At 70.8% G+C, this 23,519-nt stretch carries 18 protein-coding genes, 1 pseudogene and 1 riboswitch; of the genes and pseudogenes, 7 read left to right on the plus strand and 12 right to left on the minus strand.

Translation table 11 applies throughout. From position 1 onward, the window contains the following. Window positions 1-18 precede the first annotated feature (18 nt). Both ACIRG9_RS20970 and ACIRG9_RS20975 read right to left on the minus strand, forming a co-directional pair. Window positions 19-666, minus strand: a complete 648-nt coding sequence (locus tag ACIRG9_RS20970; protein ID WP_402858230.1) for a choice-of-anchor M domain-containing protein — start codon at window positions 664-666, stop codon at window positions 19-21. Between the two features lie 46 nt (window positions 667-712). After that, window positions 713-1,366: a choice-of-anchor M domain-containing protein gene (locus tag ACIRG9_RS20975; RefSeq protein ID WP_402858233.1), complete on the minus strand. Its 654-nt coding sequence runs from the start codon at window positions 1,364-1,366 to the stop codon at window positions 713-715. A 224-nt stretch (window positions 1,367-1,590) separates the two neighbouring features. Here ACIRG9_RS20975 and ACIRG9_RS20980 point away from each other — a divergent pair, with 224 nt between their 5' ends. Next, window positions 1,591-3,054, plus strand: a complete 1,464-nt coding sequence (locus ACIRG9_RS20980; protein WP_402858236.1) for a choice-of-anchor M domain-containing protein — start codon at window positions 1,591-1,593, stop codon at window positions 3,052-3,054. 222 nt (window positions 3,055-3,276) lie between these two features. Here the strand turns inward: ACIRG9_RS20980 and ACIRG9_RS20985 are convergent, their stop codons facing one another. From ACIRG9_RS20985 to ACIRG9_RS21010, 6 genes are all read right to left on the minus strand, one after another. Further along, window positions 3,277-4,215, minus strand: coding sequence for an anchored repeat-type ABC transporter permease subunit (locus tag ACIRG9_RS20985; RefSeq protein WP_402858239.1), 939 nt, complete (start codon window positions 4,213-4,215; stop codon window positions 3,277-3,279). Beyond that, window positions 4,215-4,928 carry an anchored repeat-type ABC transporter ATP-binding subunit gene (locus ACIRG9_RS20990; protein WP_402858778.1) on the minus strand — a complete coding sequence of 238 codons (714 nt, stop codon included), beginning with the start codon at window positions 4,926-4,928 and terminating at the stop codon, window positions 4,215-4,217. The genes ACIRG9_RS20985 and ACIRG9_RS20990 overlap by 1 nt, the downstream gene beginning before the upstream one ends. A 26-nt stretch (window positions 4,929-4,954) precedes the next feature. Further along, window positions 4,955-5,935: a choice-of-anchor M domain-containing protein gene (locus ACIRG9_RS20995; RefSeq protein WP_402858242.1), complete on the minus strand. Its 981-nt coding sequence runs from the start codon at window positions 5,933-5,935 to the stop codon at window positions 4,955-4,957. An 11-nt stretch (window positions 5,936-5,946) separates the two neighbouring features. Then, the gene (locus ACIRG9_RS21000; protein WP_402858245.1) at window positions 5,947-7,572 is read right to left on the minus strand and encodes an anchored repeat ABC transporter, substrate-binding protein; all 1,626 of its coding nucleotides are present in this window, start codon (window positions 7,570-7,572) and stop codon (window positions 5,947-5,949) included. Continuing rightward, window positions 7,569-9,158 (minus strand): TIGR03773 family transporter-associated surface protein, encoded by a 1,590-nt coding sequence (locus ACIRG9_RS21005; protein ID WP_402858248.1) that lies wholly within the window; start codon window positions 9,156-9,158, stop codon window positions 7,569-7,571. The genes ACIRG9_RS21000 and ACIRG9_RS21005 overlap by 4 nt, the downstream gene beginning before the upstream one ends. Before the next feature lie 82 nt (window positions 9,159-9,240). After that, on the minus strand, window positions 9,241-10,419 hold the full coding sequence (locus ACIRG9_RS21010; RefSeq protein ID WP_402858251.1) for a WxL protein peptidoglycan domain-containing protein: 1,179 nt from the start codon (window positions 10,417-10,419) through the stop codon (window positions 9,241-9,243). Window positions 10,420-10,882: 463 nt separating this feature from the next. On the opposite strand from ACIRG9_RS21010, the gene ACIRG9_RS21015 reads away from it, so the two are divergent. Continuing rightward, window positions 10,883-11,287, plus strand: coding sequence for a Fur family transcriptional regulator (locus ACIRG9_RS21015; protein ID WP_402858254.1), 405 nt, complete (start codon window positions 10,883-10,885; stop codon window positions 11,285-11,287). Window positions 11,288-11,490: 203 nt separating this feature from the next. Here the strand turns inward: ACIRG9_RS21015 and metE are convergent, their stop codons facing one another. Further along, window positions 11,491-13,197 (minus strand): 5-methyltetrahydropteroyltriglutamate--homocysteine S-methyltransferase, encoded by a 1,707-nt coding sequence (gene metE / locus ACIRG9_RS21020; protein WP_402858257.1) that lies wholly within the window; start codon window positions 13,195-13,197, stop codon window positions 11,491-11,493. An 83-nt stretch (window positions 13,198-13,280) separates the two neighbouring features. Next, window positions 13,281-13,805, minus strand: a pseudogene (locus ACIRG9_RS21025) (hypothetical protein); the annotation flags it as partial. A 47-nt stretch (window positions 13,806-13,852) separates the two neighbouring features. Further along, window positions 13,853-14,066, minus strand: a riboswitch (cobalamin riboswitch). 389 nt (window positions 14,067-14,455) lie between these two features. Here ACIRG9_RS21025 and ACIRG9_RS21030 point away from each other — a divergent pair. The 3 genes from ACIRG9_RS21030 to ACIRG9_RS21040 all read left to right on the plus strand — a co-directional run bounded on the left by ACIRG9_RS21030 (window position 14,456) and on the right by ACIRG9_RS21040 (window position 18,368). Next, window positions 14,456-16,000 (plus strand): cellulose-binding protein, encoded by a 1,545-nt coding sequence (locus ACIRG9_RS21030; protein WP_402858260.1) that lies wholly within the window; start codon window positions 14,456-14,458, stop codon window positions 15,998-16,000. A gap of 375 nt (window positions 16,001-16,375) precedes the next feature. Beyond that, entirely contained in the window at window positions 16,376-17,698 is a 1,323-nt protein-coding gene (locus ACIRG9_RS21035) for a radical SAM protein (RefSeq protein ID WP_402858263.1), read from the plus strand. 163 nt (window positions 17,699-17,861) lie between these two features. Continuing rightward, window positions 17,862-18,368: a nucleoside deaminase gene (locus tag ACIRG9_RS21040; RefSeq protein WP_402858266.1), complete on the plus strand. Its 507-nt coding sequence runs from the start codon at window positions 17,862-17,864 to the stop codon at window positions 18,366-18,368. A 35-nt stretch (window positions 18,369-18,403) separates the two neighbouring features. Here ACIRG9_RS21040 and ACIRG9_RS21045 read toward each other — a convergent pair whose 3' ends face one another. Further along, window positions 18,404-19,234 carry a GntR family transcriptional regulator gene (locus ACIRG9_RS21045; protein ID WP_402858269.1) on the minus strand — a complete coding sequence of 277 codons (831 nt, stop codon included), beginning with the start codon at window positions 19,232-19,234 and terminating at the stop codon, window positions 18,404-18,406. Window positions 19,235-19,370: 136 nt separating this feature from the next. Here ACIRG9_RS21045 and ACIRG9_RS21050 point away from each other — a divergent pair, with 136 nt between their 5' ends. Next, window positions 19,371-19,994 (plus strand): hypothetical protein, encoded by a 624-nt coding sequence (locus ACIRG9_RS21050; protein ID WP_402858272.1) that lies wholly within the window; start codon window positions 19,371-19,373, stop codon window positions 19,992-19,994. Further along, window positions 19,991-21,856: a DUF2207 family protein gene (locus ACIRG9_RS21055; RefSeq protein WP_402858275.1), complete on the plus strand. Its 1,866-nt coding sequence runs from the start codon at window positions 19,991-19,993 to the stop codon at window positions 21,854-21,856. Before ACIRG9_RS21050 ends, ACIRG9_RS21055 begins: the two co-directional genes overlap by 4 nt. Before the next feature lie 72 nt (window positions 21,857-21,928). Here ACIRG9_RS21055 and ACIRG9_RS21060 read toward each other — a convergent pair whose 3' ends face one another. Continuing rightward, entirely contained in the window at window positions 21,929-23,497 is a 1,569-nt protein-coding gene (locus ACIRG9_RS21060) for an amidohydrolase (protein WP_402858278.1), read from the minus strand. Between the last annotated feature and the right edge of the window lie 22 nt (window positions 23,498-23,519).

Genomic DNA, 23,519 nt, shown 5'->3' on the forward strand with positions numbered 1-23,519 from the left:
CAGCCGCCGAGGCGGGCCTCAGCCGACCTGGAAGGTGTAGTTGACGGTGGGACTGGCGACGCCGGAGCCGCCCTGGGTGGTGGCCCGGAACGAGAGGGTGTAGGTGCCCGGCGCGGAGAACGCCCAGTTGCCGTGGGCGTGCGAGCCGGCGCTGATGTTGCCGGGCCAGGTGGAGATCGGGCAGCCGTTGGCGCTGTTGGAGTTGAGCCGGTAGGTCGGGGCGCCGAAGGCGTTGGTGGTGTAGATGGCGAACCGCCCGCCGGCCGGCACTGACGACACGCCGACCAGTTCCATCTTCACCGGCCCCTGGGTGGCGGGCACGTCCTCGGTGTTCCAGCCGGCCCACAGCAGGTCGGGATTTTCGGCCTGCGGGGCGACATGGACGGTGGAGCCGGAGGCGCCGAGGCAGGCCCAGGCGGACCCGCTGGGCACCGTGACGGCGGAGACCGCGGGCAGTCGGAGGATCGTGCCCGCCGGGGACAGGTCGTCGTTCGCGGGGCTGTATGTCTTGATGTCGAGGGTGAGGGCCCCGTCTGCGTAGTCGACGTCGAGGACGTCGAGGTGGCCGGTTTCGACGGTGGCAGCGGCGGCCGGGGTGGCGGCGATGCCGAGGACGGTGGCGGTCGTGGCCGCGACGACGGCCATCATCCGGTGGACGAGTCTCATCACTTCTCCAGTTCTGCGGTTGGGTAGGTCCGGCCGGGGGCGGGGGTCAGCACTGGACCTGGAAGGTGAGCCACACCGGGGTGGAGGTGACCCGCTTGCCGGTCGCGGCGAGCTTCCCGGTCACGTCGACCCTGATCCGGTAGGTGCCGGGCTTCTCGAACGCCCAGTTGGCGTGCATGTGGCTGCCGACCGGCCGGGTGACCACGTCGGGCAGGCCGTCCTCGCTGTCCACCAGCACGTTCGGCGCGCCGACCGGGTCGGTGGTGAACAGGCTGAACCCGTCCGGACCGATCACCCGGGTGAACCTGATCTGGACGATGTCGCCGGCGAAGACGCCCGCCTCCAGTTCCTCGGTGGCCAGGCCGGCCCAGAGCAGGTTCTCGTCCTGGACCTCGGGAAGGATGTGGACGGTGGCTCCCGGACGGCCGAGGAACGCGTACCTCGCGTCGTCCGGTACGGTCGCGGCCGCCTGAGGCTTGGCGACGAAGACCACGTCGGCGGGGTCCCGCTCCACGTCGGGGTGCACCGTCTCGTCGTGGACCGAGATGGCGAACTGGCCGTCCTCGAAGGCGACGTCGACCGCGTCGACGTGCCCCTGGGACAGCCGCACGGTGCTGGCCTGGGCGGGTACGGCCCAGGCCAGCACCCCGGCGGTCATCGCCACCGTGACTGCGGTCAGCGCGGACATCCTGGCTCGCATGCAAACTCCTCCTCACCTCGCGACGACACCCGTCGCAGCTAGATGGAAACGATAACCATTTCCATCTAGCTGTCAATCACCTCGCCGCATCCCGCGGACCTGGACGCGTGTGGACGGTGATCCCCGTCCAGGTCGGCCGCCGGTTGCTCGACACGGTGCCGGGCGCGTGTTAGCTTCCCCGCGTAACCGATATTGGGTTTCATTTTCGAAAGATGTAGGGGGAGATGAAGACGAGAAGCTTGGGACGTCTCACCGCCGTAGCCGGCGCGGCCGTCATGTGCATCGGCGGCCTGGTGGCGATCACCGCCACGCCGGCGCAGGCGCAGGAGCGTGTCGTGCTGTCCAGCGGCCACACCGACGCGGTCGACGTCCACTACGAGGACGGTCGGCTGGCCCTGAAGGTGCACGACGACACCGTGCGGCCATCGGTCACCCGCGATCCGCAGGACGTGACCTTCCAGGTCCTGCCGCAGGCCGCGGTCGAGGTGCCGGACCTACCGGAGTACGCCTTCCTCGGCCCCGCGGGCTCGACGGTCTGGCTCCTGCCGATGACGCAGGATCCGAGCCTGTTGTGGCCAGGCTGGAACACGACCACGCTGCAATCCGGGCTGTTCCAGGGCGACAAGGTTCGCCTGAGCCTGGTCGACGTGGTCGGGCCGGGCCGAGTGTCGGTGTTCATGACCGACCCGGTCGGTCAGCCGCTGGTCAAGTTCCGCAGCGACGACGGCCTGCCCGACGCGCTCGACGTGCCCATCGGCACGCACGCCCACGCCAACTGGGTCTTCAGCGCGCTGGGCAGCTACACGTTGACCTTCCGGGCCGACGCCGCGCTGTCCAGTGGCGTCGCGGTGTCGACCGGGCCGGTGGCCTACCACTTCGTGGTGGGCGACCGGCCGGATCCGGAGCCGCAGGTCAAGCTGTCGATTCAGGGCCAGCAGCCGGCATACGCTCCGGGTGCGGCGGTGACGCTGACCGCCGTACAGACTCCGGCCACGGACCTGGACCGGTACCGCTGGTTCAGCAAGTGCCCGGGGGCGACGGGGTACGCGGCGATACCGAGCGAGGTGTCGGCGACGTACTCGTTCACCGCCACGGTGAAGTTGGACAACTGCCAGTATCTCGTCCGCCTCTACCGGGACGGTGAGGTGCCGGTGGCCGAGAGCGCCCCGGTGACGGTGAACGTCGAGGACGCCGACGTTCCGGGATCGTCGCAGACGATCAAGGTCACCATCGACGAGGCGCAGGGGGCGTTGGTCCTCAGCGTGGACCCCAAGGACCGTACGGTGAACCTGCCCGCGGCGACGATGTCCGTCGCAGGTGACCGGTGGCAGAGCGCCGGGGACCTGCGCCCGGTGACCGTGACGGACACCCGGCCGGGCGAGCCCGGCTGGAACGTCGCCGGGCAGCTGAGTGACTTCACCGCGGGAGACCTTCGGGTCAGCGGGAAGTATCTCGGCTGGACGCCCCGCGTACTGGGCCAGGCCGACGGCCAGGGTGTCGCCGCGGGTGCCGCGGTCGCATCCGGCTTCTCGGCCGGGAACGGCCTCGCCGCGAGCAGCGTGCTCGGCTCCGCGCCGCCCGGCGACGGACGGGGCACCGCCCGGCTCGGCGCCGGACTGACCCTGGAGTTGCCCACTGAAACGGTTCCGGGGCAGTATGTCGCGACGCTGACCCTGACCGCCATCTGAGGAATCCGTCTCGGCAGCCGTGGCCTTCTTTGCCACGGCTGCCGAGACGCCGTCCGGCGTCCCTGGTGCCGAACCCAGGGCCATCAGCCGCGTGCCCCGAACCTTCCGTCCACCGCGGAGAGCGAACCGCATGACTGACGACCCGTACGCGGGGTTCGGTGAGTTCATCGACCTGTTCAGCCGGGACGCGTGGCGGGCACTCGGACGACCTGACCCTTCGTCCTATCGAACGGCCGGCGACGCCTCCTGTGCGCCGGCTGCGGCAGACCGGGGTTTCGGCCCCGTATCGTCGGGCCGTTGGTCCGCTCGGGCGCGTCGCCAGCGTCTGGTGAGCAGTCCGTGTCGTGGGGCGAACAGCCAGGCGGTGAGGAAGACGGCGGTGGCGACCAGGACGATGGTGCCGCCGACGGGTGTGTCGTAGCTCCACGACAGGTACAGCCCGACGATCGCGGACGTGCCGCCGATCACCGGGGCGAGCAGCATCATCACGCCCAGCCGGTCGGTGAGCAGGCGAGCCGCCGCGGCGGGGGTGATCAGCAGAGCGAGGACGAGGACGTTGCCGATGGTCTGCAGGGAGATCACAACGGCCAGGGTCACCAGGGTGTAGAGCACGATGTCGAGCCAGAAGACGGGCAGGCCCATCGAGCGGGCCATCTCCCGGTCCAGGCAGACCGCGACGAACTCCTTGTGCAGCGCGAACACCAGGCCGAGGACGACCAGCCCGGCTCCTCCGACCAGGTAGAGGTCCCGGTCCGGGATGCCGGTGATCGAGCCGAACAGGAACTGTTGCAGCGAACCGGCGTATCCGGGCGCCTGCGAGATGATCACGATGCCGAGGGCGAACGCGGCGACCAGGAAGACACCGATCAGCGAGTCCTCCTTGACCCGCCGGTTCTGCGCGAAGACGGCGATCAGCAGGGCGGTCGCCACGCCGGCGACGGCGCCGCCGAGCACCAGGCTGCCCTGCAGGACGAAGGCGACGGCGAGGCCGGGGAAGACGGCGTGCGCGACGGCGTCGCCGATGAAGGCCATGCCGCGCAGGACGACGTAGCAGCCGACCACCCCGCAGACGATGCTGGACATGACCGCGACGGCCAGTGCCTTGGGCAGGAACGCGAGGTCGGGGTTGAACAGGTCGGTGAGGAAATCGGCGATGGACACTAGCCGGCCTTTACGAGTTTGAGGAGCGGGGAGGTCTCGCTGACCCCGAAGGTGCGCATCCACACCTCGACGTCCTGGAGCTCTTCTGGGCGCCCGTCGGCGATGACCCGGCCGTTGAGCAGGACCAGCCGGGTGCAGGATGCCATCGCCGCGACCAGGTCGTGGGTGGTCATCAGCACCGCGCGGCCTTCCTGGGCGAGGCTGGCGAACAGGTCGCCCAGCAACTCCTGAGTGGGCATGTCCAGCCCGGTGAACGGTTCGTCGAGCAGCAGGATGCCCGGTGCCAGCGCGAGGGCGCGCGCGACCAGGACGCGTTGACGTTGCCCGCCGGAGAGTTCGGCGACGGGCCGGCCGCGCAGCGCGGACAGTTGGACCCGGTCGAGTGCATCGCCGACCGCCCGCCAGTCGGCCACGCCGGGACGGCGGAGCAGCCCGAGGCGACCGGTCCGGCCGCTAAGCACGACCTGCTCCACCGATATCGGGAAGTCCCAGGTGAACTCGTGGCGCTGCGGGACGTACCCGATCGTCGAGCGTCCGGGCCGGGATGGTTTGCCCTCCACCAGAACTCGGCCGCTCCTGGTACGTACCAGCGCCAGGATGGCCCGCAGCAGGGTGGTCTTCCCGGCTCCGTTGGGGCCGAGCAGCCCTACCAGTTCCCCGCAGTCGAGGTGCAGCCGCACGTCGCGCAGTACCGGCCGGCCGCCGAGGTCCACGGCCAGGTGTTCGATGTCCAGCGCTCTCACAGCCGGCCCCCGGACGACGGGTTGCCGCGTTCCCGTTCGGCCCGGCGCTTCGCGCCGCGCCCGCGCAGCAGGACCAGGACCAGGGCGACGGCGAGCAGGAGCGCGGCACCCGCCAGCACGACGACCAGTCGCAGCCGCGGGGCGTCACCCGCTGAGCCGGCGGCAGCGGGGGACCCACCGGCCGCCGCCTCGCCAGCCGGCGGGTGGTTGCGGTCCACGGCGGCCGCGAAGGCCTCGTCGGTGCTGGTCGCGTCGCCGACCGCGAAGCGTAGCGTCCGGGTCGCGGAGACCTTCTCGCCGCTGATCAGGTCGGCGGACACCTGCACGGTGACCAGGTAGACGCCGGGGACGGAGAAGACCCAGTTGGCGTGGGTGTGGGTGTTGACCTCGACCCAGAACGGTTGGGCCGCCGGCTCGGCGGAGCGCCACAGCACCTGCGGCGCGGCGAAGTTGCCCGACTGCACGAACGTGGTCAGCGTGCCGGGTCCCCGTACCCTGAGCAGGCTCAGGGTGGCGCCGCGGTCGATGGCCTGCATCACCCGGGGATCCTGCGTGTTCCAGCCGATCCAGACCACGTCCTGGTTCTGCACCTGTGGCACCACATGGACCCGCCTGCCCGCGCCGACGCCCAGGAACGCGTACGCGGGATCGTCGGGAACCTCCTGAAGCGCGGCGTCGGAGACCCGTAGCACGGTGTCGTCCGGGCTGCGCCACACCGGCTGGTCCCGGGTGCCGTCATGGATCAGGAGAGTCCACTGGTCGCCGATGTACCGAGGGCCGATGTCCACGTGTCCGGTGGCGAGCGTCGCTCGGCCGGTGGCCACCGGCTGGTCGGCCGCGATCGTCTGGCTCAGGCCCGGCGACGGATCCCCGGCCAGCGCCGGGGATCCTGCCGCGAGCAGCACGACCAGCGCCGCAACCGTGCATCGCCCGATGGTCGTGGTCGCCCTGGCGCGTCGCGCCCGTCCTGCCGTCACTGATTCCTCCCTCACTGTGGCGTGGCCAGGCAGTCGTGCAGCGATTCGGCGTTGAACCGCATCATGTCCACGTAGGTGGTGACGTGCTCGTCGAAGGTGTCGCCGTAGATCGGGCAGACCCGCAGCCGCTCCTCCCGGGCCACCTCACTCAGGGTCGCGGAGCGGGCCGCCAGGTTCGGTTCCAGGAACACGGCGGGAATGTCGAGGTTGCGGATGGTCTCGGTGAGCCGGCGCCGGTCGGCCAGGCTGGGCTCGGTGGCCGGGTTCGGGGTGACGAAGCCGGAGATCTGGATCCCGTACGCCTGACCGAGATAGCCGAACGCGTCGTGGGTGGTGACCAGGTGCCGCCGCGACGGCGGGATCCGGGCGACCAGGTCCCGGACGTAGCGGTCCAGGCGCTCGAGTTCGGCGACGTAGGCGGCGGCGTTGGCCCGGTACGTCGCCGCACCCGACGGGTCCACCCCGACCAGCGTGTCCCGGATCAGTTCCACGTACGCGACGGCGTTGCGGACGTTCTGCCACAGGTGCGGGTCGATCTCCCCGTGCACGTGCTTGCCGAGTACGGCCTGCGGCAACTGGTACACCCGCGCGCCGGGTCGGCCGAGGAACCGGAACCGGCGGTCACCGGGCACCTCCCGCAGCGCCTTGCTCGGCACCTCGATCACCGTGCGGGCCGGGTCGTACACCTGCTGGTCGGCCTCGCCGCCGCCCGCCGGATCGGCGAACAGGTACAGCCGTCCCTCGTCGATGTCCGCGGTGAGGTCGGCGTGCCCGGAGTTCAGCACCGTCGCGCCCGACATGCGCGGCGCCGAGTACGGATCCACCCCGACCGCGAAGGTGAACGTCTGTTCGCCGAGCGGGACGGGCGACGCCTGGGGGGTGAGCGCGAGCTGTGCCCGGATGGTCAGCCGGTAGATTCCCGGCTTGGTGAACGCCCAGCTCATGTGGGTGTGCGCGTCCGGTGGCAGGCGGGCCGTGTCGTCGCGGTAACCGTTTGCGGGGTCGAAGCCGTCGGTGGAGTCGACATAGAACGACGGGTTGCCGAACGACTCCGTGAGGTAGGCGACCAGGTCACCCGGCCCGTGCGCGGCGGTGGCGGCGAGCAGCACGTCGGAGGAGCGGGTCGCGCCGTGTGCCGCTCCGGTGCCGCGCACCCGCATGCCCAGCCAGATGGTGTCCAGCGACGCGTCCTCGACCAGCGGAATGATTTCCGCCGCGTACTTCACCGCTCCCTCGGCCAGCGAGATGTTGGGCACTCCGGCGCGCAGGTTTGCGTCCAGTGCCTTGATGACGGCCTGCTCCTCCAACAGCAGGTAGTTGCTGAACGCGACGTCGGCGTACACCACGTTGCGGACGTCCCGCAGCGACGGCTCGTAGCTGTGCGGATCGGCGCCGTCCGGTACCAGCGAGCTGACCCGTACCCGATCGCCACCGACCCGGGTCGCCAGGTCCCGCAGGATCCCCGTGGTCGTGATGATCTGGACCCGCTGGTCGTGCGCGGTCAAGGCGACCTCGGTGCGGCAACCGGCCAGCACCCCGACGAGCAGCGTGAACACGAGAACGAGTCGCCACGGGCCGGCCCGTCGCGGACAGGCGCGGGGAGCGCCGGCACCGACGGGGGACATCTGCGTCCTCATCTCCCATATTCCTGATGGGTGGGTCCGGCGGGAGCCACCGCCGGGCCGCGGCGACGGCCGGCGAGCCGCAGCAGCGCTCCGATCAGCACGAGCAGGAACCCGCCGGCGGAGACCGGAACGACCCAGGACTCTCCGGTACGCGGCAACCGGCCGCTGCCGCCCGGATCGCCGTCGCCGGTCCCGCCGTCGCCGCCGGTTCCGGATCCACCGCTGAAGCCGGGGTTCGGGTTGGTGCCGTCGCCCACGGCGAAGGTCAGTGTCCTGCTGTCGGTGGCCGTCCGACCGGTGGTGGTGGTGGCGCTCATCGTCACCGCCAGCCGGTACAGGCCGGGCCTGCTGAAGGCCCAGTTGCCGTGGGCGTGGGTGTTCGGTGGGATGGCCAGCCGCTGCGGCAGGCTCTTGGCCGAGTCGAACAGGACATCGGCTTTGCCGAACGATCCGGTCAGGAAGAGCGTGAAGCGTCCTGGACCGTCGACGCCGGCCAGGGTCCAGGTCACGTTGCCCCGCGTGCCGGTGACGACCGACTCGTGCTGGGTGTTCCAGCCCGGCCAGACGATCCCGGCCCGCTGCGCCTGCGGCAGCAACCAGACCGCCTCTCCCGGCTTGCCGAGGAAGTCCGCCCCGGCCGGCACAGTGGTCTTGGCGTTGTCCTTGACCTGCAGGACCACATCGGCGATGTCCCGCCACACCGGTGGGGTGACCGTGTCGTCCCGGACGCGGATCGCCCAGTCGGCGCCGGACAGTTGCGGCCCCATGTCGACGTGCCCATCGGAGATCACCCGCCGGGAACCGCCCGCTGCCGACCTGGCCTCGGCCGCGCTCGCGGCCGCTGCCGGCGGGGAGGCGGGCGCGGCCAGTGACGTGGCCGGCGCGATGCCCCGGACCGTGGTGCCGGGTGACCGAGACGCCGGCGCCTCGACCGGCGTGGCCGGGGCGGCCAGGGGCGCCGCCGGCCCCGGCTGGATGGACGGCACCGTCACCCGGTAGGTCGCCTCGGCGGTGATGGTACGGCCGGCCGGCAGGGTCGCCGACGCGACGAGGGTCAGGCGGTAGTCCCCGGCCGTGTCGAATGCCCACACCACCGGCGTACGGGCCGCGGCCGGCAGTGCGACCTCCCGTTCGGCTTCGCCGAGCAGACGTCTGGGTGTGCCCAGACCGGACACGGTGTAGGCGGTGAAGGTCCCCGGACCCTCCGCCGCCTTCAACGACAGCGTCACCGCGTCCCCCCGGACCGCGCCGCGCCTGACTCCGCTGGTGTCGATCGTGGGTAGACCGCTGTCCCCGGGCGTGAGTGACCAGATCGCCTTGCCCGGGTCGCCGAGAAACGAGAACGACGGGTTCGGCGGCACGCGTACCGCCACGCCACCGTCCGGGCCCAGCGTCACGTCGGCCGGGTCGTGCCCGACCGCCTGCCGTGCCACCTGCGCGGCGTCGCGGACCCGCAGCGACAGCGCGTTGTCGGCAACCGACAGGGACACCAGGTCCGCCCCGGCGGCTTCGATCGGCACGGCGGCGGCGCCGGCCGGTGCGGCACCGGTGGTCAACGCCAGCACCGCCACCGCGAAGCCGGCCGCACCAGCACGCATACGTGCTGTTCTCATCATTCCCCCTACCTGGATTCGTCATCCTTCGAAGCCGCGGTCATCCGGGCGGCACGGGCCATGGTCGTCACGCCTCGGCCTCGGGTGCTGTCGCGGAAGCTGCCGGCGCGGCGTCGGGGCTCTGCCCGGTTCCGGCGCCGACCGTCGTGACGCGCTGGGTCTCTGCCGTCGCACCCACCGCTGTCGTCGCCACCTCGGCTCGACCCTGCTCACGAGCGGCGGCGACAGCCTGCTCCAGGTTCCGGGCCGCCCGCCGCCGTCGACGACGACGGATCGCCACGAACGCCCGGACGGCACCGGCGACCAGGACCGCCAGCAGCAGTTGCGACCACGGGACGGCCCAGACGCTCATTCGGCGGGACGTGGCGCCCGGGTACGGGTCGAGGAGTTGTCCGTCGACGGGTGTGGGCGTGACCGTGGTGGTGACGGCCAGCCGGAACAGCGGCGGCACCGCGGAGAGTCGTACCGTGGTCCGCACCGCGTTTCCGGGCAGGATCTCGGGCAGGGCCACGCCGGAGACGGTTCCGGCACCCAGGCCGAGCGGCCCGGCGACGTCGGCTGCCGGCCGGCCGGCGAGCCGGACGTTTCCGGTGTTGCGCACGGTGGCTGTGGCCGTGACCTCACCGCCGCCGAACGGGTTGACCGATCCCCGGTGCCGGATCCGTACGTCCTCCAGGGCCAGCGCCGGCCGAAGTTCGCCGGTGACCCGCAGGTAGACGCGGGTGCCGACCCTGTGGTCGATCGCCACCCGGTTGCCCTGCGCGTCGGTCGTCGTGGTGGCGAGAGACGCCACGACACCGCCGACGTGATCCCCTGGGGTGGCGTTGGCCGGCACGGTGACGGTGAACGGCACCTCCACCCGGGATGTCGCCGGGATGGTCACCGTCCGGGCGGTGAGGCTGACCCACGAACCCACGTCGACCGGCTGCTGCGTCGCCGGCAGCAGGTCGAAGCCACCCTGCGAGGTGGTGACAGCGTCGCTGGCGTAGACGTTCAGGGTGACCGGATGCGCGGAGTGGTTGGTGACGGCGACGTAATCGGTCAACGTTGCCCCGGGGTCGAGCTTGTACGCGAACACCGCCCGCCCGTTGGGCCCCCTCGGGCTCGACGGTGCCACGCCCCACGTCACCGGGGCAGGTGCGGATGGAGGCGCACCGTGGTTCGTCGGCGTGGGAATCGGTGAGGGTATGGCCGGTTGTGGGGCCATGCCCAGTACGACGGTGGCGATGGCGATGGGCAGACGCATGTCGGGTAGTCGGTCCGTTCGCGTAGTGATGTGGTCGGCGCGTTACCGCCGGTGGTCGAGGCGGGCCGTCGGCCGTTGTCGGCGACGCCTCCTTCCGCCAAGGACTATAAACATAATGGTTCCCGTTTTCATCTAGCGGTTTGCGCTGGGTGGGACGGCATCGATGTTGGCAACGTTGGCAACTCTCCGGATCGCCGGCCGGAGCGCGCCCGCGACAGGGGGTGAAGGTGGTCGGTGCGAACCAAACGGCGACGCGGCGACGCCGCGCCGGCCTGGAGTGGGCCGTGCGGAATCCCCGTGCCGGGCGAGGCGTCGTGACCGTGTCCGTGGCCAAGGCCGCTTACGCGGGTGTGAACATATGCGCAATGCATAATGGGTTCGGATGTCACCTGTCCCGCGGCGGGGCGGGAGGGCGCGGAAGCGGACGCCGAGTAGGCGCCGGGACGAGTGGAGACGGCAGACGGTGACCCAGGCTTCGACCAGCGCTACGCGTAACACCCGGCAGCGCGCCGAGGTGTTGGCGCTCCTGCGCGAGCTGGAGGGCTTCCACAGCGCGCAGCAGTTGCACCAGATGCTTGTCGACCGCAAGGCGCGAGTCGGCCTGACCACCGTCTACCGGACACTGCAGATGCTGGTGGACAGCGGCGAGATCGACTCGACGCGGCTGCCGGGCGGGGAGAGTCTGTACCGGCGGTGCAGCCAGAGCCAGCACCACCATCACCTGGTGTGCCGGGAGTGCGGGCGTGCGGTCGAGGTTGCCGGACCGGCCGTGGAACGGTGGGCCGACCAGGTCGCGAGCCAGCACGGATTTACCGACGTCGGTCACACCCTGGAGATCTTCGGCACCTGCGGTAAGTGCGCCGCCTGACCCGGCGGCTGTCTGGATCAGCGCCGCAGGCTCGCTGACCACCTCCCGTCCCATCCGGCACTCCGGCCCGGCGAGGGCGCCGGCATCGGATGCGCGAGTGCTGGCGCCGCTGCCGCAATGCCCGGTCAACTGGTCGGACCTGACCGCACGCTTCGACGCGGGGGCTGGGCAGGACGACGCGGCGTCCCGCCCAGCCCTGCGGGTCAGCTGTCGCGCAGCTCGACCGCGGCGGCGACCAGATGTGTGAGGGAGGCCTCGACCTCGGCATAGCCGCGGGTCTTGAGGCCGCAGTCGGGATTCACCCACAGCCGTTGCGCGGGTACCACCGCCACCGCCCGGCGCAGCGCGTCGACGATCTCGTCACGCGACGGCACCCGAGGTGAGTGGATGTCCCACACCCCGGGTCCGACCCCGCGCCGGTATCCCACCGCGGCGAGGTCGTCGAGGACCTCCATCTTCGAGCGCGACGCCTCGATGCTGGTGACGTCGGCGTCGAGGGCGTCGATGGCGGTGATGACCTCCCCGAACTCGGAGTAGCACAGGTGGGTGTGGATCTGTGTGCCGTCGGCGACACCGCAGGTGGCCAGGCGGAACGCGCCGACCGCCCAGTCCAGGTATGCCTTCTGGTCGGCCCGGCGTAGCGGCAGCGTCTCGCGCAGCGCCGGTTCGTCGACCTGAATGACCCGGATGCCGGCCGCCTCCAGGTCCCGGCACTCGTCGCGCAGGGCCAGCGCGACCTGATCGGCGGTGTCACCCAACGGCTGGTCGGCCCGGACGAACGACCACGCCAGGATCGTCACCGGGCCGGTGAGCATGCCCTTGACCGGGCGCTCGGTCAGCGACTGCGCATAGGTGGACCAGGCGAGCGTCATGGGCGCCTTGCGGGCCACGTCGCCGTGGATGATCGGCGGACGGACGCAGCGAGAGCCGTAGGACTGCACCCACCCGTGCTCGGTGGCGGCGAAGCCGGCCAGTTGCTCACCGAAGTACTGGACCATGTCGTTGCGTTCCGGCTCACCGTGCACGAGCACGTCCAGCCCGAGCCGCTCCTGAAGGCGGATGACCTGCTCGACCTCGGCGCGCATCCGCTGCGTGTAGCCGGCATCGTCGAGCCGGCCGGCCCGGTGCTCGGCACGCGCCCGGCGCAGCTCGCCGGTCTGCGGGAACGAGCCGATGGTCGTGGTCGGCAGCGGCGGCAGGCCCAGCCGGGCCTGCTGAGCCGCCGCGCGCCGCGAATAGGCGCCACGCTGCCGGTCCACCGGGCGCAGCGCGGCGAGCCGACCCCGGACGGTGTCGTCGCGCCAGGCTGCGGGGGCGGGAGGAACCGGCTCGGGCAGGGACGTGGTGCCGTCGCGCAGGGCGCGGCCGAGCAGGACGACCTCATCCACCTTCTGCCGCGCGAAGGCCAGCCGACGGCGCAACTCGGGGTCGAGCGCGGTCTCGGCGGAGAGGTCCACCGGCACGTGCAGCAGCGAACACGACGTGGAGACCGCGACCTGGTCGGCGAGTCCGGTGACCGCGGCGCCGGCCGCCACCGCCGCGCGCGGGTCGGTACGCCAGACGTTGCGGCCGTCCACGAGCCCGGCCACGATGGTCTTGCCGCGCAGATGACCCGCAGCGGCGAGCTGTTGCAGGTTGTCCCGACCGGCCACGAGGTCCAGGCCGAGGGCCTCGATCGGCGTGTCCAGCAGGGCGGGCAGTGCGTCGCCGAGCTCTCCGAAGTAGGTGGCGACGAAGATCGCCGGCCGCCGATCGGTCGCGCACAGCCGGGTGTACGCCTCGCGCAGCGCGTCGATCTCGGCGCCGCTGCGGTCGGCCACGTAGGCGGGCTCGTCCAACTGCACCCACCGCACGCCGCTGTCGGCGAGGGCCCGCAGGATGTCGGCGTACACCTCGACCAGGTCCGGCAACCGGTCGAAGGTTGTTCGCCGGGCGCGGAGGGCTTCGCCAACAGCAGGAAGGTGGCGGGCCCGACCAGCACCGGCCGGCTCTCGATGCCCAGCTCGCGGGCCTCACGGTATTCCTGCAGTGCCTTGACGGTGTTCGCCGCGAAGGGGGTGCCGCGGCCGATCTCGGGGACCAGGTAGTGGTAGTTCGTGTCGAACCACTTCGTCAGTTCCAGCGGCGGCTCGGCATCGACGCCTCGAGCCATGGCGAAATAGGTGTCCAGGTCGGCCAGGCCGAGCCGGGCGAAACGCTGCGGGACGGCGCCGACGGCCACCGCGGTGTCGAGCATGTGGTCGTAGTAGGAGAACGTGTTGGACGGGATGGCGTCCAGGCGGGCGTCGCGTAGGGTCTGCCAGACCTGGGCCCGCAGTTGAGCGGCGACAGTCGCCAACTCGGCGGCGTCGATCCGGCCCGCCCAGTAGGCCTCGACGGCATTCTTGAGTTCACGGTTGCCGCCGATCCGTGGATAGCCGAGCACGGTGCTCTGACCGAACGGGATAGTCATCAGATTCCTTCCCTCGAGGGTGCCCGAGGACTCCCACGACGACCGGGAGGGAGGGGACGGCGACATGCCGGCTCCGCCCGGTCGTCCCGAGAGACCGTCGGCGGCGCACACCGGGCGGTGTGCGCGGTGCGGGCAGGTCTTCGGACTCGCGGGCGTGACCAGCATGGTCGCCTACTGGCCGTCGCTTCCCAGACCTCACGGTCCAGTGCTTGATGACGGCGGTCGTTCCCACTCACCGCTGCGGGGCAGTCCCGGATTCACACCGGGTTCCCTCTTACGACGCCGCGCCCGTTCTGGGCCCGGCGAACCAACACCACCGCCCATCGTATCGCTCAATGAGCTCTGTGGTCGGCGTGCCCGTCCCCGGGTTCTTTGCCGCCCACGGCATGTGGGGCGTTTCGGATGGAGCGACACTGATACCGCTGCTGGGCTATGAGCAGGCCGGCAACGAACGCGTCGCACTCGACGCCGCCGGCGCGGTCGTGCCCGCATCCTGGTCGAACTGGTGCACCCCACCTCCTGACCCGCTCCGCCGGTGGGGCTCCTCCGGTGTCGGCCGCCCGTCGCCCGAAAGTGTTTCAGGCGGGTAACCCATTGACACGCTTCAGTGAACGGCGTGAGGCTTTTAGGACTTCCGTGTGCATCCATCACGGTCGTTTCCCCACCGCCGTTCCCGGGAAGGAGCCCTTGTGGCCGTCACCTTAGGACGCCTGAAGATGCAAGCGAGGATCGCCATCCTGGCCGCGCTGTCCCTCGTCGCGGGACTCGTCGCGATCGTGGCGACCGTCCGGCCCGCCCTCGCCGCCGTCGAGGACGATGGTGCCGACTGCCAGGTCGGCTCGGCCACACTGACCTCGAACTCGCAGCTGCCCGACCCCTTCACCAGGATCAACGGCACACGCATCACCACCACTTCCGACTGGCGGTGCCGTCGAGCGGAGATCAAGAAGCTGGCCGAGCAGTATGTCTACGGCAGCAAGCCGGCAAAGCCGACGAGCGTCACCGGCACGGTCTCCAACAGCAACATCACGGTCAACGTCAGCCACAACGGCAAGAACGCGAGCTTCTCGGCGAGCGTCCAACTGCCCAGCGGCAGCGGACCCTTCCCGGCCGTCGTCGTCGTGGGCGGGCTCGGCGCGGACACCTCCACCATCCTCGGCGCCGGCGTAGCGATCATCAACTACGACCCGCTCGCCGTCGGCAAGGAGGGCACGGCGCGTAACAACAAGCAGGGCGCCTTTTACACCATCTACGGCAACACCAGCAGCACCGGCATCCTGGCCGCCTGGGCGTGGGGCGTCAGCCGCATCATCGACGTCGTCGAGCAGTCCGGCGGCAGCATCATCAGGCCCAGTTCCATCGGCGTCACCGGCTGCTCCCGTTACGGCAAGGGCACCTTCGCCATCGGCGCCTTCGACCAGCGCATCGCCCTGACCATGCCGATCGAGTCCGGTAGCGGCGGTGTGCCGATCTTCCGCGGCATCGCCGGCGAGTCGGGCGCGCAGCCGCTCTCCAGCGCCTACAGCGAGCAGCCCTGGCTCGGCGACGCGTTCAGCTCCTTCACCGGCAACCCGAACAACCTGCCCATCGACACCCACCAGATCATCGGCATGATCGCGCCGCGCGGTCTGTTCATCATGGAAAACCCCGGCGTCGACTGGCTGGCCACCCGGTCGGGCAGTGTCGCCGCCCTGGCCGGTGCCGAGATCTACCGGGCGCTCGGCGTGACCGACAACATCTCGTACTGGTCGGACGTCACGAACACCACCCACTGCGCGGTGCGCAACGAGTGGAAGGCGCCGATGCAGGCGTACCTGCAGAAGTTCCTGAAGGGTGGTGGCAGCACCACCAGCACCTTCCGGATCGCCAGCAGCAAGGCCGGCAACCTGTCGCAGTGGCGCAGCTGGACCACGCCGAACCTGACCGGTGGCGGGTCGACCACCCCGCCGCCCACCACGACCCCGCCGACCACGACTCCGCCCACCACCCCGCCGCCGGGTGGGTGCACCGTAACGCTCAGCCCGGGCACCTCGTGGACGGACCGGTTCAACGTGAACCTGTCGGTCGGCGGCACCAACAACTGGGTCGTCACCATCCGGCTGAACGGCAGCCAGAGCCTGCAGAACCAGTGGAACGCCACGGTTACCGGCACCACCGGGACCCTGACGGCCAGGCCCAACGGCAACGGCAACAACTTCGGCATCACCCTCTACAAGAACGGCAACAGCACGATGCCGACAGCCACCTGCGCTGTCGGCTGAGCAGGCGCACGCCGGCGGACGCCGGCCATCACCGACCTGTGGGGTTGTGGTGCGGCGGCACGGACGCCGCACCACAACCGCATCCGTGCCGAGACCAGCCCCCGACACGGGGTCTGCAGCATCACGCGCTTGACCTGAAGTCAGGTTGAGGTTCTAGCGTCATGTTGTGGATCAAGGAGGGGCGCGGGCGCCGGTGCTCTCGGCGCCAGGAAGGAATCTGAAGCCACCAAGCGGTGCCTGGCCGGCAGGTCGCCGCCGGCCGGGCACCCCTCGGGGCCGGAAGCGCGGGCTGCCAGCCCGACTATGATCGGGACAGCCAGCTCCTCATCCGCCTCGCTGGCGAGGCCCTTGACGCAACCTGTTCAGGAGGGGCGCATGCAGTCGCGTACCGATCTCATCGAAGAACTCATGGGGCGGTTTCCTCACGTGCCGCGCGAGGCGGTGATCAAGGAGGACCTGCTGCGCGGTGGCCTGGCCTTCGACGACTCGGCGCTGACGGACAACGAGAGTGGTGAAATCAAGCCCAAGTCGTACTTCATCTTCTCGTTCGATCACCGGACGCTGCCGGAGTTGGGTGCTGCCGCCCTGCGCCGGCCGCCGGAGGAGATCGTGCTCACCGGGGGCCCGTACGGACTTCGTCGTACGGTGGTGTCGGTCCGCACCAACCCCGACTCGCCCTACCGGATCAGACCCGACGACGACGGGCGGCTCAGGCTCTTCCTCGACGGACGGGCGATCGGCGAGGTGGGCCTGCCCCCGATGCCGGACTACTACCGGCACACGCTCGCCAACGGCAAGTCGGTGATGGAGGTCGCCCCCACGATCCAGTGGGGCTACCTGATCTACCTGACCGCGTTCCGGGTCTGCCAGTACTTCGGCGCCAAGGAGGAGTGTCAGTACTGCGACATCAACCACAACTGGCGCCAGCACAAGCAGGCCGGCCGCCCGTACACCGGGGTCAAGCCGGTGGACGAGGTTCTCGAAGCGCTGGCGATCATTGACAGGTACGACACGGCTCGGGCGTCCCAGGCGTACACGCTCACCGGCGGCAGCATCACCTCGAAGGTCGAGGGGCTGGGCGAGGCCGACTTCTACGGTCGCTACGCACAGGCGATCGAGGAACGGTTCCCTGGCCGGTGGATCGGCAAGGTGGTCGCCCAGGCCCTGCCGAGGGCCGACGTGCAGCGCTTCCACGACTACGGGATCCGGATCTACCACCCGAACTATGAGGTGTGGGACAAACGGCTCTTCGAGCTCTACTGCCCGGGCAAGGAGCGGTACGTGGGCCGGGAGGAGTGGCACCGGCGCATCCTCGACTCCGCCGAGGTCTTCGGGCCGCGCAACGTCATCCCGAACTTTGTCGCCGGCGTCGAGATGGCCGCCCCGCACGGCTTCACCAGCGTGGACGAGGCGATCGACTCGACCGCCGAGGGCCTGCAGTACTTCATGTCCCGCGGGATCACCCCGCGGTTCACCACCTGGTGCCCGGAGCCGACCACCCCCCTCGGCCGGGCAAACCCGCAGGGCGCGCCGCTCGAGTACCACATCCGGCTGCTGGAGATCTACCGGGCGATCATGGAGGCGAATGGCCTGTCCAGCCCGCCCGGGTACGGTCCTGCCGGCCCCGGCCGGGCGGTCTTCTCCGTCAGTTCGTTCATGGACAGCCTGTCGGCCGAACCGGTGGTTCCTCAAAGCTGAAGGCGACCTTCCACCTTCCCCGTTTCCCGGTGAGATCCGGACGGTGTGGGCCCCGCCGCGTCGGCGGGGCCCGTCTCGTCGGTGGGCTGATCGGTCAGCCGGTTGAGTCTGGTCGGCGCAGTCACGGGACGTGTTGGTATACCAAATCTGGTAGGCTGGGCGGATGGAGCGACCCGATCAGCCGCACGCCGTCACCGACCAGGACCACGCTTTTCTCCGCCGCTGCGTCGACCTCGCCCGCGAGGCGCTGCGGGCGGGCGACGAGCCGTTCGGTTCGTTGCTGGTCGACGCCGCCGGGATGATCCGGTTCGAGGATCGCAACCGGGTCAAGGACGGTGACGCCACCCGGCACCCGGAGTTCGAGATCGCCCGCTGGGCCGCCGCCAACCTCTCTGTCGAGGAGCGGCGGGAGAGCGTCGTCTACACCTCCGGTGAGCACTGCCCGATGTGCAGTGCCGCGCACGCGTGGGTGGGCCTGGGCCGCATCGTCTATGCCGCCAGTGCCGAGCAGCTCACCGACTGGCGCAGGCGCTGGGGTCTCGGCGAGGGGCCGGTGGCGCCGCTGCCGATCGGCGTCGTCGCCCCGAACGTCCCGGTCGCCGGGCCCGACCCGTCCCTGGAAGCGGACGTCCGCGCACTGCACGCCCAACTGCTCGGCGTCGACGCTTAGCAGCTGGCGGCCGGCCGCGGGTGGCCGGGGTGCCGTCAGCCACCCGCAGCCGCCTCGGCATCCGCGGCTTCGTGCCGGCGGCCGCCGGCCGGCGATCGGTTCGCCGCCAGGTGCTCGGCGACCAGTTCCTCGACCAGGGCGACGTCCCGGGCGGCAATCGCCTGGTACAGGCCCGCGTGCTGCTCGGCCACTCCGATCAGGTCGTCGTGCTGGGCGAGCAGCCACCGCATCCGGCTGTGCATCGTGCGCGTCAGTTCGCCCAGCAATTCGTTGGCGGCCAACGACGTGACCACGTCGTGGAAATCGGCTGCCGCACGCCGTGCCCGCACCGCGTCCTGGCTGCGAGCGGCGTCCAGCTCCACGTCCAGCACCTCGCGCAGCCGCTGCAGGCCCGCCCGGGTACGCCGCTGCGCCGCCAGGCGGAACGCCAACGGCTCGAATGCCGCGCGGACCTCGTCGAGGTCAGCGATGTCCGACGCCGTGAACTCCCGTACCACCGCCCACGTGCGCGGCCGGGAAGTCACCAGCCCTTCGGCCACCAGCGTCTTGAGCGCGTCGCGCACCGGAACCCGGCTCACCCCGAGATCCGCCGCCAGATCCCGCTCGACCAACCGGCTGCCCGGCCTGCGGACGCCGTCGAGGATTTCGTCACGCAGCAGGCGTGTCACCCGCTGCGACTCCGACTCAAAGCCGTCTGACCGCGTCACCGCTTCCAGTCTCCCACAACCAACGAGTCCATTTGGTATACCATAGTCGAACGAGGTCGTCGGCATCAGGAGCAGTCCCTGGCCCGACAGGTACATGTCCTGCGCGGCGCCGCTGGCCATCCGGATCTCCAACACACCGGTGGATTCCACCGCATCCACTCCGGATCTCTCCGCACGCGCCGCTGCCGGCCTCGAAGCCCTCTCGTGAGTCCGGACGAGCCTGCTACGGCACCCCGGCTCGTCCACCAGAACAATTCCTGAACGACTCCCGAAGCCGGCCGATCAGACTGATCACGTGGACGGGCACGGGCCGCGCCGCCGGCAACGCCGGCGCGTACGCCCACGGATGGTTGGCCGCTACCGCCATTGGATCATGAAAAGACGCTTGGCAGGAGGAGAATCCATGCGCCGTGTGCTTGCCCCGCTGGCGGGCCTGATCCTGTTCACCGTGACCGCCTGCGGGGGCGCGGCAGGCGAGTCGAACGACAGCGGTTCGTCATCGGACGACTCCTCGATCGCCGGGGCCGGCGACGGTGTGGCCGGTGAGACGGTGCCCAAGTGCCCCTTCACCGCAGAGCAGGTCACCGAGCTGGTCGGGCGAGCGATGCACGACGACGGGCCCTGCCTGTGGCGGGACGGGGAAGGCGTTGCCCTGGTGACGATCACCATGTCGACCGGGAGCACCGGCGCGCTCACCTACGACTATCAGCGCAACAATGCCGGGGAGACCTTCAAGCGGGTGACCGAGCTCCAGGACGTCGACCAGGGCTACATCGCGGTGAAGGACATCGAGGCCGAGACCGTCGCGATCAGTAAGGCCGGCGCCTACACCATGAACCTGAGCAGCTTTGACTGGGACCTGGACAAATACGAACAGACGTCTCGCGCGATGCTCGACAAGATCCTCCACCGAGGATGAGCCCCGTCGTCCTCGAGCTCGGCGCCATCGGCGCGTCCCTCGCGCTGTTCTTCGGCGCGTACGTGTTGCTGCTGTCGATCACCAGGCCGCGGCACATCCACGCCGCACCGTCCTCGCAGGACCTGCCGGAGGAACCGCCCGCCGTGGCGAGCCTGCTCGGCACCGGCTGGCAGGTCACCGAGGACGCCGCCGAGGCGACGCTGCTGGATCTGGGCGCTCGCGGCTACCTGGAGTTCCGCCAGCCCGACAACGACCCGTACCACACGACGGTTCACCTGACGGGTACCGTCCCGGCCGGGCTCAACGCGTACGAGCAGCGGGTCTACCAGCGGGTCAGGGACCTGGCCATGGATGGCGTGGTGCCCCTGACCGCGATGACCTTCCGGGACGTCAAGGCGGCGAGGTCCTGGTGGAAGGCGCTGCGCAAGGAAGTTGTCGCGGACAGCCGGGCGCGGGGCCTGTCGCGCCGCCGTTTCGGCCCGACGATCGTCGCTTTCCTGGTGATCGTGGCCGTTGTCGCCGCGGCCGGAATCACCTACGGCTTCGGTCACTGGGCCATCCGCACGCCGGACGAGCGCGGCGACGACCTCGAGGCGATCATCGCGGCGGGTGTCATCAGCTTCGCGCTGCTGGCGACGTTCGCCGGCCGCTACAACGGGGAGCGGGACACCGCCGCGGGACGGCAGGCCGCGAGCCGGTGGATGGGTGTGCGGGACTGGCTGCGCGGGCACGAGGCGTTCGCCGACCTGCCCCCGGCCGCCGTCAGGCTCTGGGACCGCTACCTCGCCTACGGCGCCGCGCTCGGAGCGACCCGTACGGCGAGCACCGTCATCGACATGGGCATGGGTGACCGTACCCGGGTCTGGTCCACTTTCGGCGGCACGTGGCACCGGGTACGGGTGCGGTACCCGAGCAGCGCACGGTACGGGGAGACGGCACCGAAGCTGGTGTTCCGCGGCGTCCTGCTGGCCGTCATCGGATACGTCATCGCCCGCTACGGCCATGTCGTCGTGGACATCGCGATGCAGATCGACGCGGTGTCGGCGAGTGCCTTCGCCCCGTTCGCCGGCCTCACCTCGGCCTTGATCACCCTGGGCGGCGCAGTGCTGGCGCTCAACGGCGGCTACACCGTGGTGCGCACGATCACCGATCTCGTGGCGTCGAGGAGCGTCACCGGTCAGGTCCTCTGGACCGACGTGTGGCGGACGCAGACCTCCAGCAGCGACGACAACAGTCCTCCGCAGCCGATCACGTACTACCTCGCGGTCGACGACGGCACGAGCGACCGCACGGTGGCCTGGGCGCTTCCGCTGGCGCTGGCGGGCAGTTGCGCGACCGGCGACACGATCCAGATGACCGTCCGGCCCTGGTCACGGCGCGTCACGGCGGTGAACGTCGTGGAGCGGGGAACGGGACACGGGCCGCAGCCGGAGGTGCCGACCGACAACCTGGTCCTCGCCGCGATCAGCCGGCGTCCCGACGGCGGCAGCGCGGCCCCGGCTCTGCCCCGCAACGTGTCGCTGCTGACCGCGGAAGAGGTTGCCCGCGCGCTGCAATGGCCCTCGCCGGTCACCGCGGAGGGGATGTCGGGGCCCGGCGGGATCGTGCGGTTCTCCGCACCGGAGGGCCCGATCCTCATGCTGGTCGCGGCGCACGGCTTCCTCGGCTCGATGGCGTGGCGGGCGGCACACCGGGGAACGCCGCTGCCCGGCATCGGCCACAGTGCGTTCACGCAGGCCCAGGCGGCGGTCGCCCGGGTCGGCGACAGCACCGTGCAGGTGGCGCTGCTCCCGGCTGCCGCGGGCCGTGAGGCGGCGCTGCCCGGCCTGCTCAGGCTCGCCGTGGAGCGGCTGTCGTCCTGACCGAGCGGGAACGGGTGGACGCCTCTCGCCACGGTCGCCCGTGGACCGCGCGGTCGTCCGGCCACCCGTTCCTCAGGTTCGTTGCCAGCGAACGTCGCCGCCGACGACAGTCGTGATGACCTTGGTGCGCAGCACCGCGTCCGGCGACTCCCGGTAGGGGTCGGTATCCACCGCGATGAAGTCGGCGAGTTTGCCGGGCGCGAGGACGCCCTTGCGTCCATCCTCGCCGGCGGCGTGGGCAGCGCCCAGGGTGTGGGCGCTGACGGCCTCGGCCATGCTCAGCCGCTGTTCAGGCTGCCACCCACCGGCGGGGATGCCGTCCGGGCGGGCACGGGTCACCGCGGCGTACAGCGCGGCGAAGGGGTCAGGGCCTTCGACGGGGGCGTCGGAGCCGAAGGCCAGCGCGACGCCGGCGTTCAGCATTCCACGCCAGGCGTAGGAGGCCAGATCGTGGCCAGCCAGCAGGGAGTCGACCAGATCTATGTCGCTGGTGCAGTGCACCGGCTGCATCGAGGCGACGATGCCCAGCCTGGACATCCTGGCCAGGTCGCCGGGCCGAAGGTGCTGGGCGTGCTCGATGCGGTGCCGCAGCCCCGGCGTACGGCCGACCGCCTCGTAGGCGTCGATGACCAGGTGGTTGGCGCGGTCGCCGATGGCGTGGGTGGCCACTGCGATGCCGGCACCCGCGGCCGTGGCGAAGCGCCTGACCAGATCCTCGTACGGGGTGACCGCGATGCCGACGTTGCCCTGTTCGCCCGCGAAAGACCTGCTCATGTGGCAGGTGCGCGAGCCGAGTGCGCCGTCGCTGAAGATCTTCACGGGCCCGGTGCGGAACCAGTCGTCGCCCTGCCCGGTGCGGCGGCCCTCGGCGATGGCCGCCTCCAGGTGCGCCATCGGGATCGCCTTGTGGACGCGCAGCTTCAACTCGCCGGCGTCGCGCAGCGCCAGGTAGGCGGCCCGGCAGTCCTCGCCGTCGATGTCGTGCACGCTGGTCAGGCCGAGTGCGAGCAGCTCCTCCTGCGCGGCCTTCAACAGGTTGCGTAGGTCGGGGGAGACCATGAGGGCACGCAGCCGGTCCGAGGCCGTCTCGCGGAGGATGCCGGTCGGCTCCCCGGCCGCGTCCCTGACGATCTCGCCGCCCGCCGGGTCGGGAGTGCTCGCGTCGATACCGGCCAGCCGCAGGGCCGCGGAGTTGGCCCATACCGTGTGGCCGTCGACGCTGGGCAACGCGACCGGCAGTTCGGGGCAGACGGAATCCAGCGCGTACCTGTCCGGCGGCGTCGGCGGATCCCAGGTGTTGCTGTTCCACCGGCCGCCGAACAGCCAGGCGCCCGGCCTCAGCCGCGCCGCGTGCGCGGCCACCATGGAGAGGGCCTCGTCCAGGCGGCGCGCCTCGCGAAGGTCGACGGCGCCCAGGCTCTGCGCGTACTGCGCGGTGTGGATGTGGGCGTCGTAGAACCCGGGGAGCACCGCGGCGCCGTCCAGGTCGACCAGTTCCGCTTTCTGGCCCGCGACCTCGCGGACTTCCGCCTCCCCGCCGACGGCCAGCAGGCGATCGCCGTCCACTGCTATGGCTGCGGCCAGCGGGTTCCCGCTGTCGCCGGTGTGGATGGCGGCGTTGCGGTACACGCGAATGCTCATGCGACTCTCGCCGTTCTCGACT

The sequence above is a fragment of the Micromonospora sp. NPDC093277 genome, from assembly GCF_044765245.1.
Taxonomy (GTDB): Bacteria; Actinomycetota; Actinomycetes; order Mycobacteriales; family Micromonosporaceae; genus Micromonospora.

Coding starts and splice junctions, on each gene's coding strand:
- ACIRG9_RS20970 (WP_402858230.1), bottom strand. CDS start 666: ATGAGACTCGTCCACCGGATGATGGCCGTCGTCGCGGCCACGACCGCC.
- ACIRG9_RS20975 (WP_402858233.1), bottom strand. CDS start 1,366: ATGCGAGCCAGGATGTCCGCGCTGACCGCAGTCACGGTGGCGATGACC.
- ACIRG9_RS20980 (WP_402858236.1), top strand. CDS start 1,591: ATGAAGACGAGAAGCTTGGGACGTCTCACCGCCGTAGCCGGCGCGGCC.
- ACIRG9_RS21000 (WP_402858245.1), bottom strand. CDS start 7,572: ATGAGGACGCAGATGTCCCCCGTCGGTGCCGGCGCTCCCCGCGCCTGT.
- ACIRG9_RS21005 (WP_402858248.1), bottom strand. CDS start 9,158: ATGCGTGCTGGTGCGGCCGGCTTCGCGGTGGCGGTGCTGGCGTTGACC.
- ACIRG9_RS21010 (WP_402858251.1), bottom strand. CDS start 10,419: ATGCGTCTGCCCATCGCCATCGCCACCGTCGTACTGGGCATGGCCCCA.
- ACIRG9_RS21030 (WP_402858260.1), top strand. CDS start 14,456: ATGCAAGCGAGGATCGCCATCCTGGCCGCGCTGTCCCTCGTCGCGGGA.
- ACIRG9_RS21035 (WP_402858263.1), top strand. CDS start 16,376: ATGCAGTCGCGTACCGATCTCATCGAAGAACTCATGGGGCGGTTTCCT.
- ACIRG9_RS21040 (WP_402858266.1), top strand. CDS start 17,862: ATGGAGCGACCCGATCAGCCGCACGCCGTCACCGACCAGGACCACGCT.
- ACIRG9_RS21055 (WP_402858275.1), top strand. CDS start 19,991: ATGAGCCCCGTCGTCCTCGAGCTCGGCGCCATCGGCGCGTCCCTCGCG.
- ACIRG9_RS21060 (WP_402858278.1), bottom strand. CDS start 23,497: ATGAGCATTCGCGTGTACCGCAACGCCGCCATCCACACCGGCGACAGC.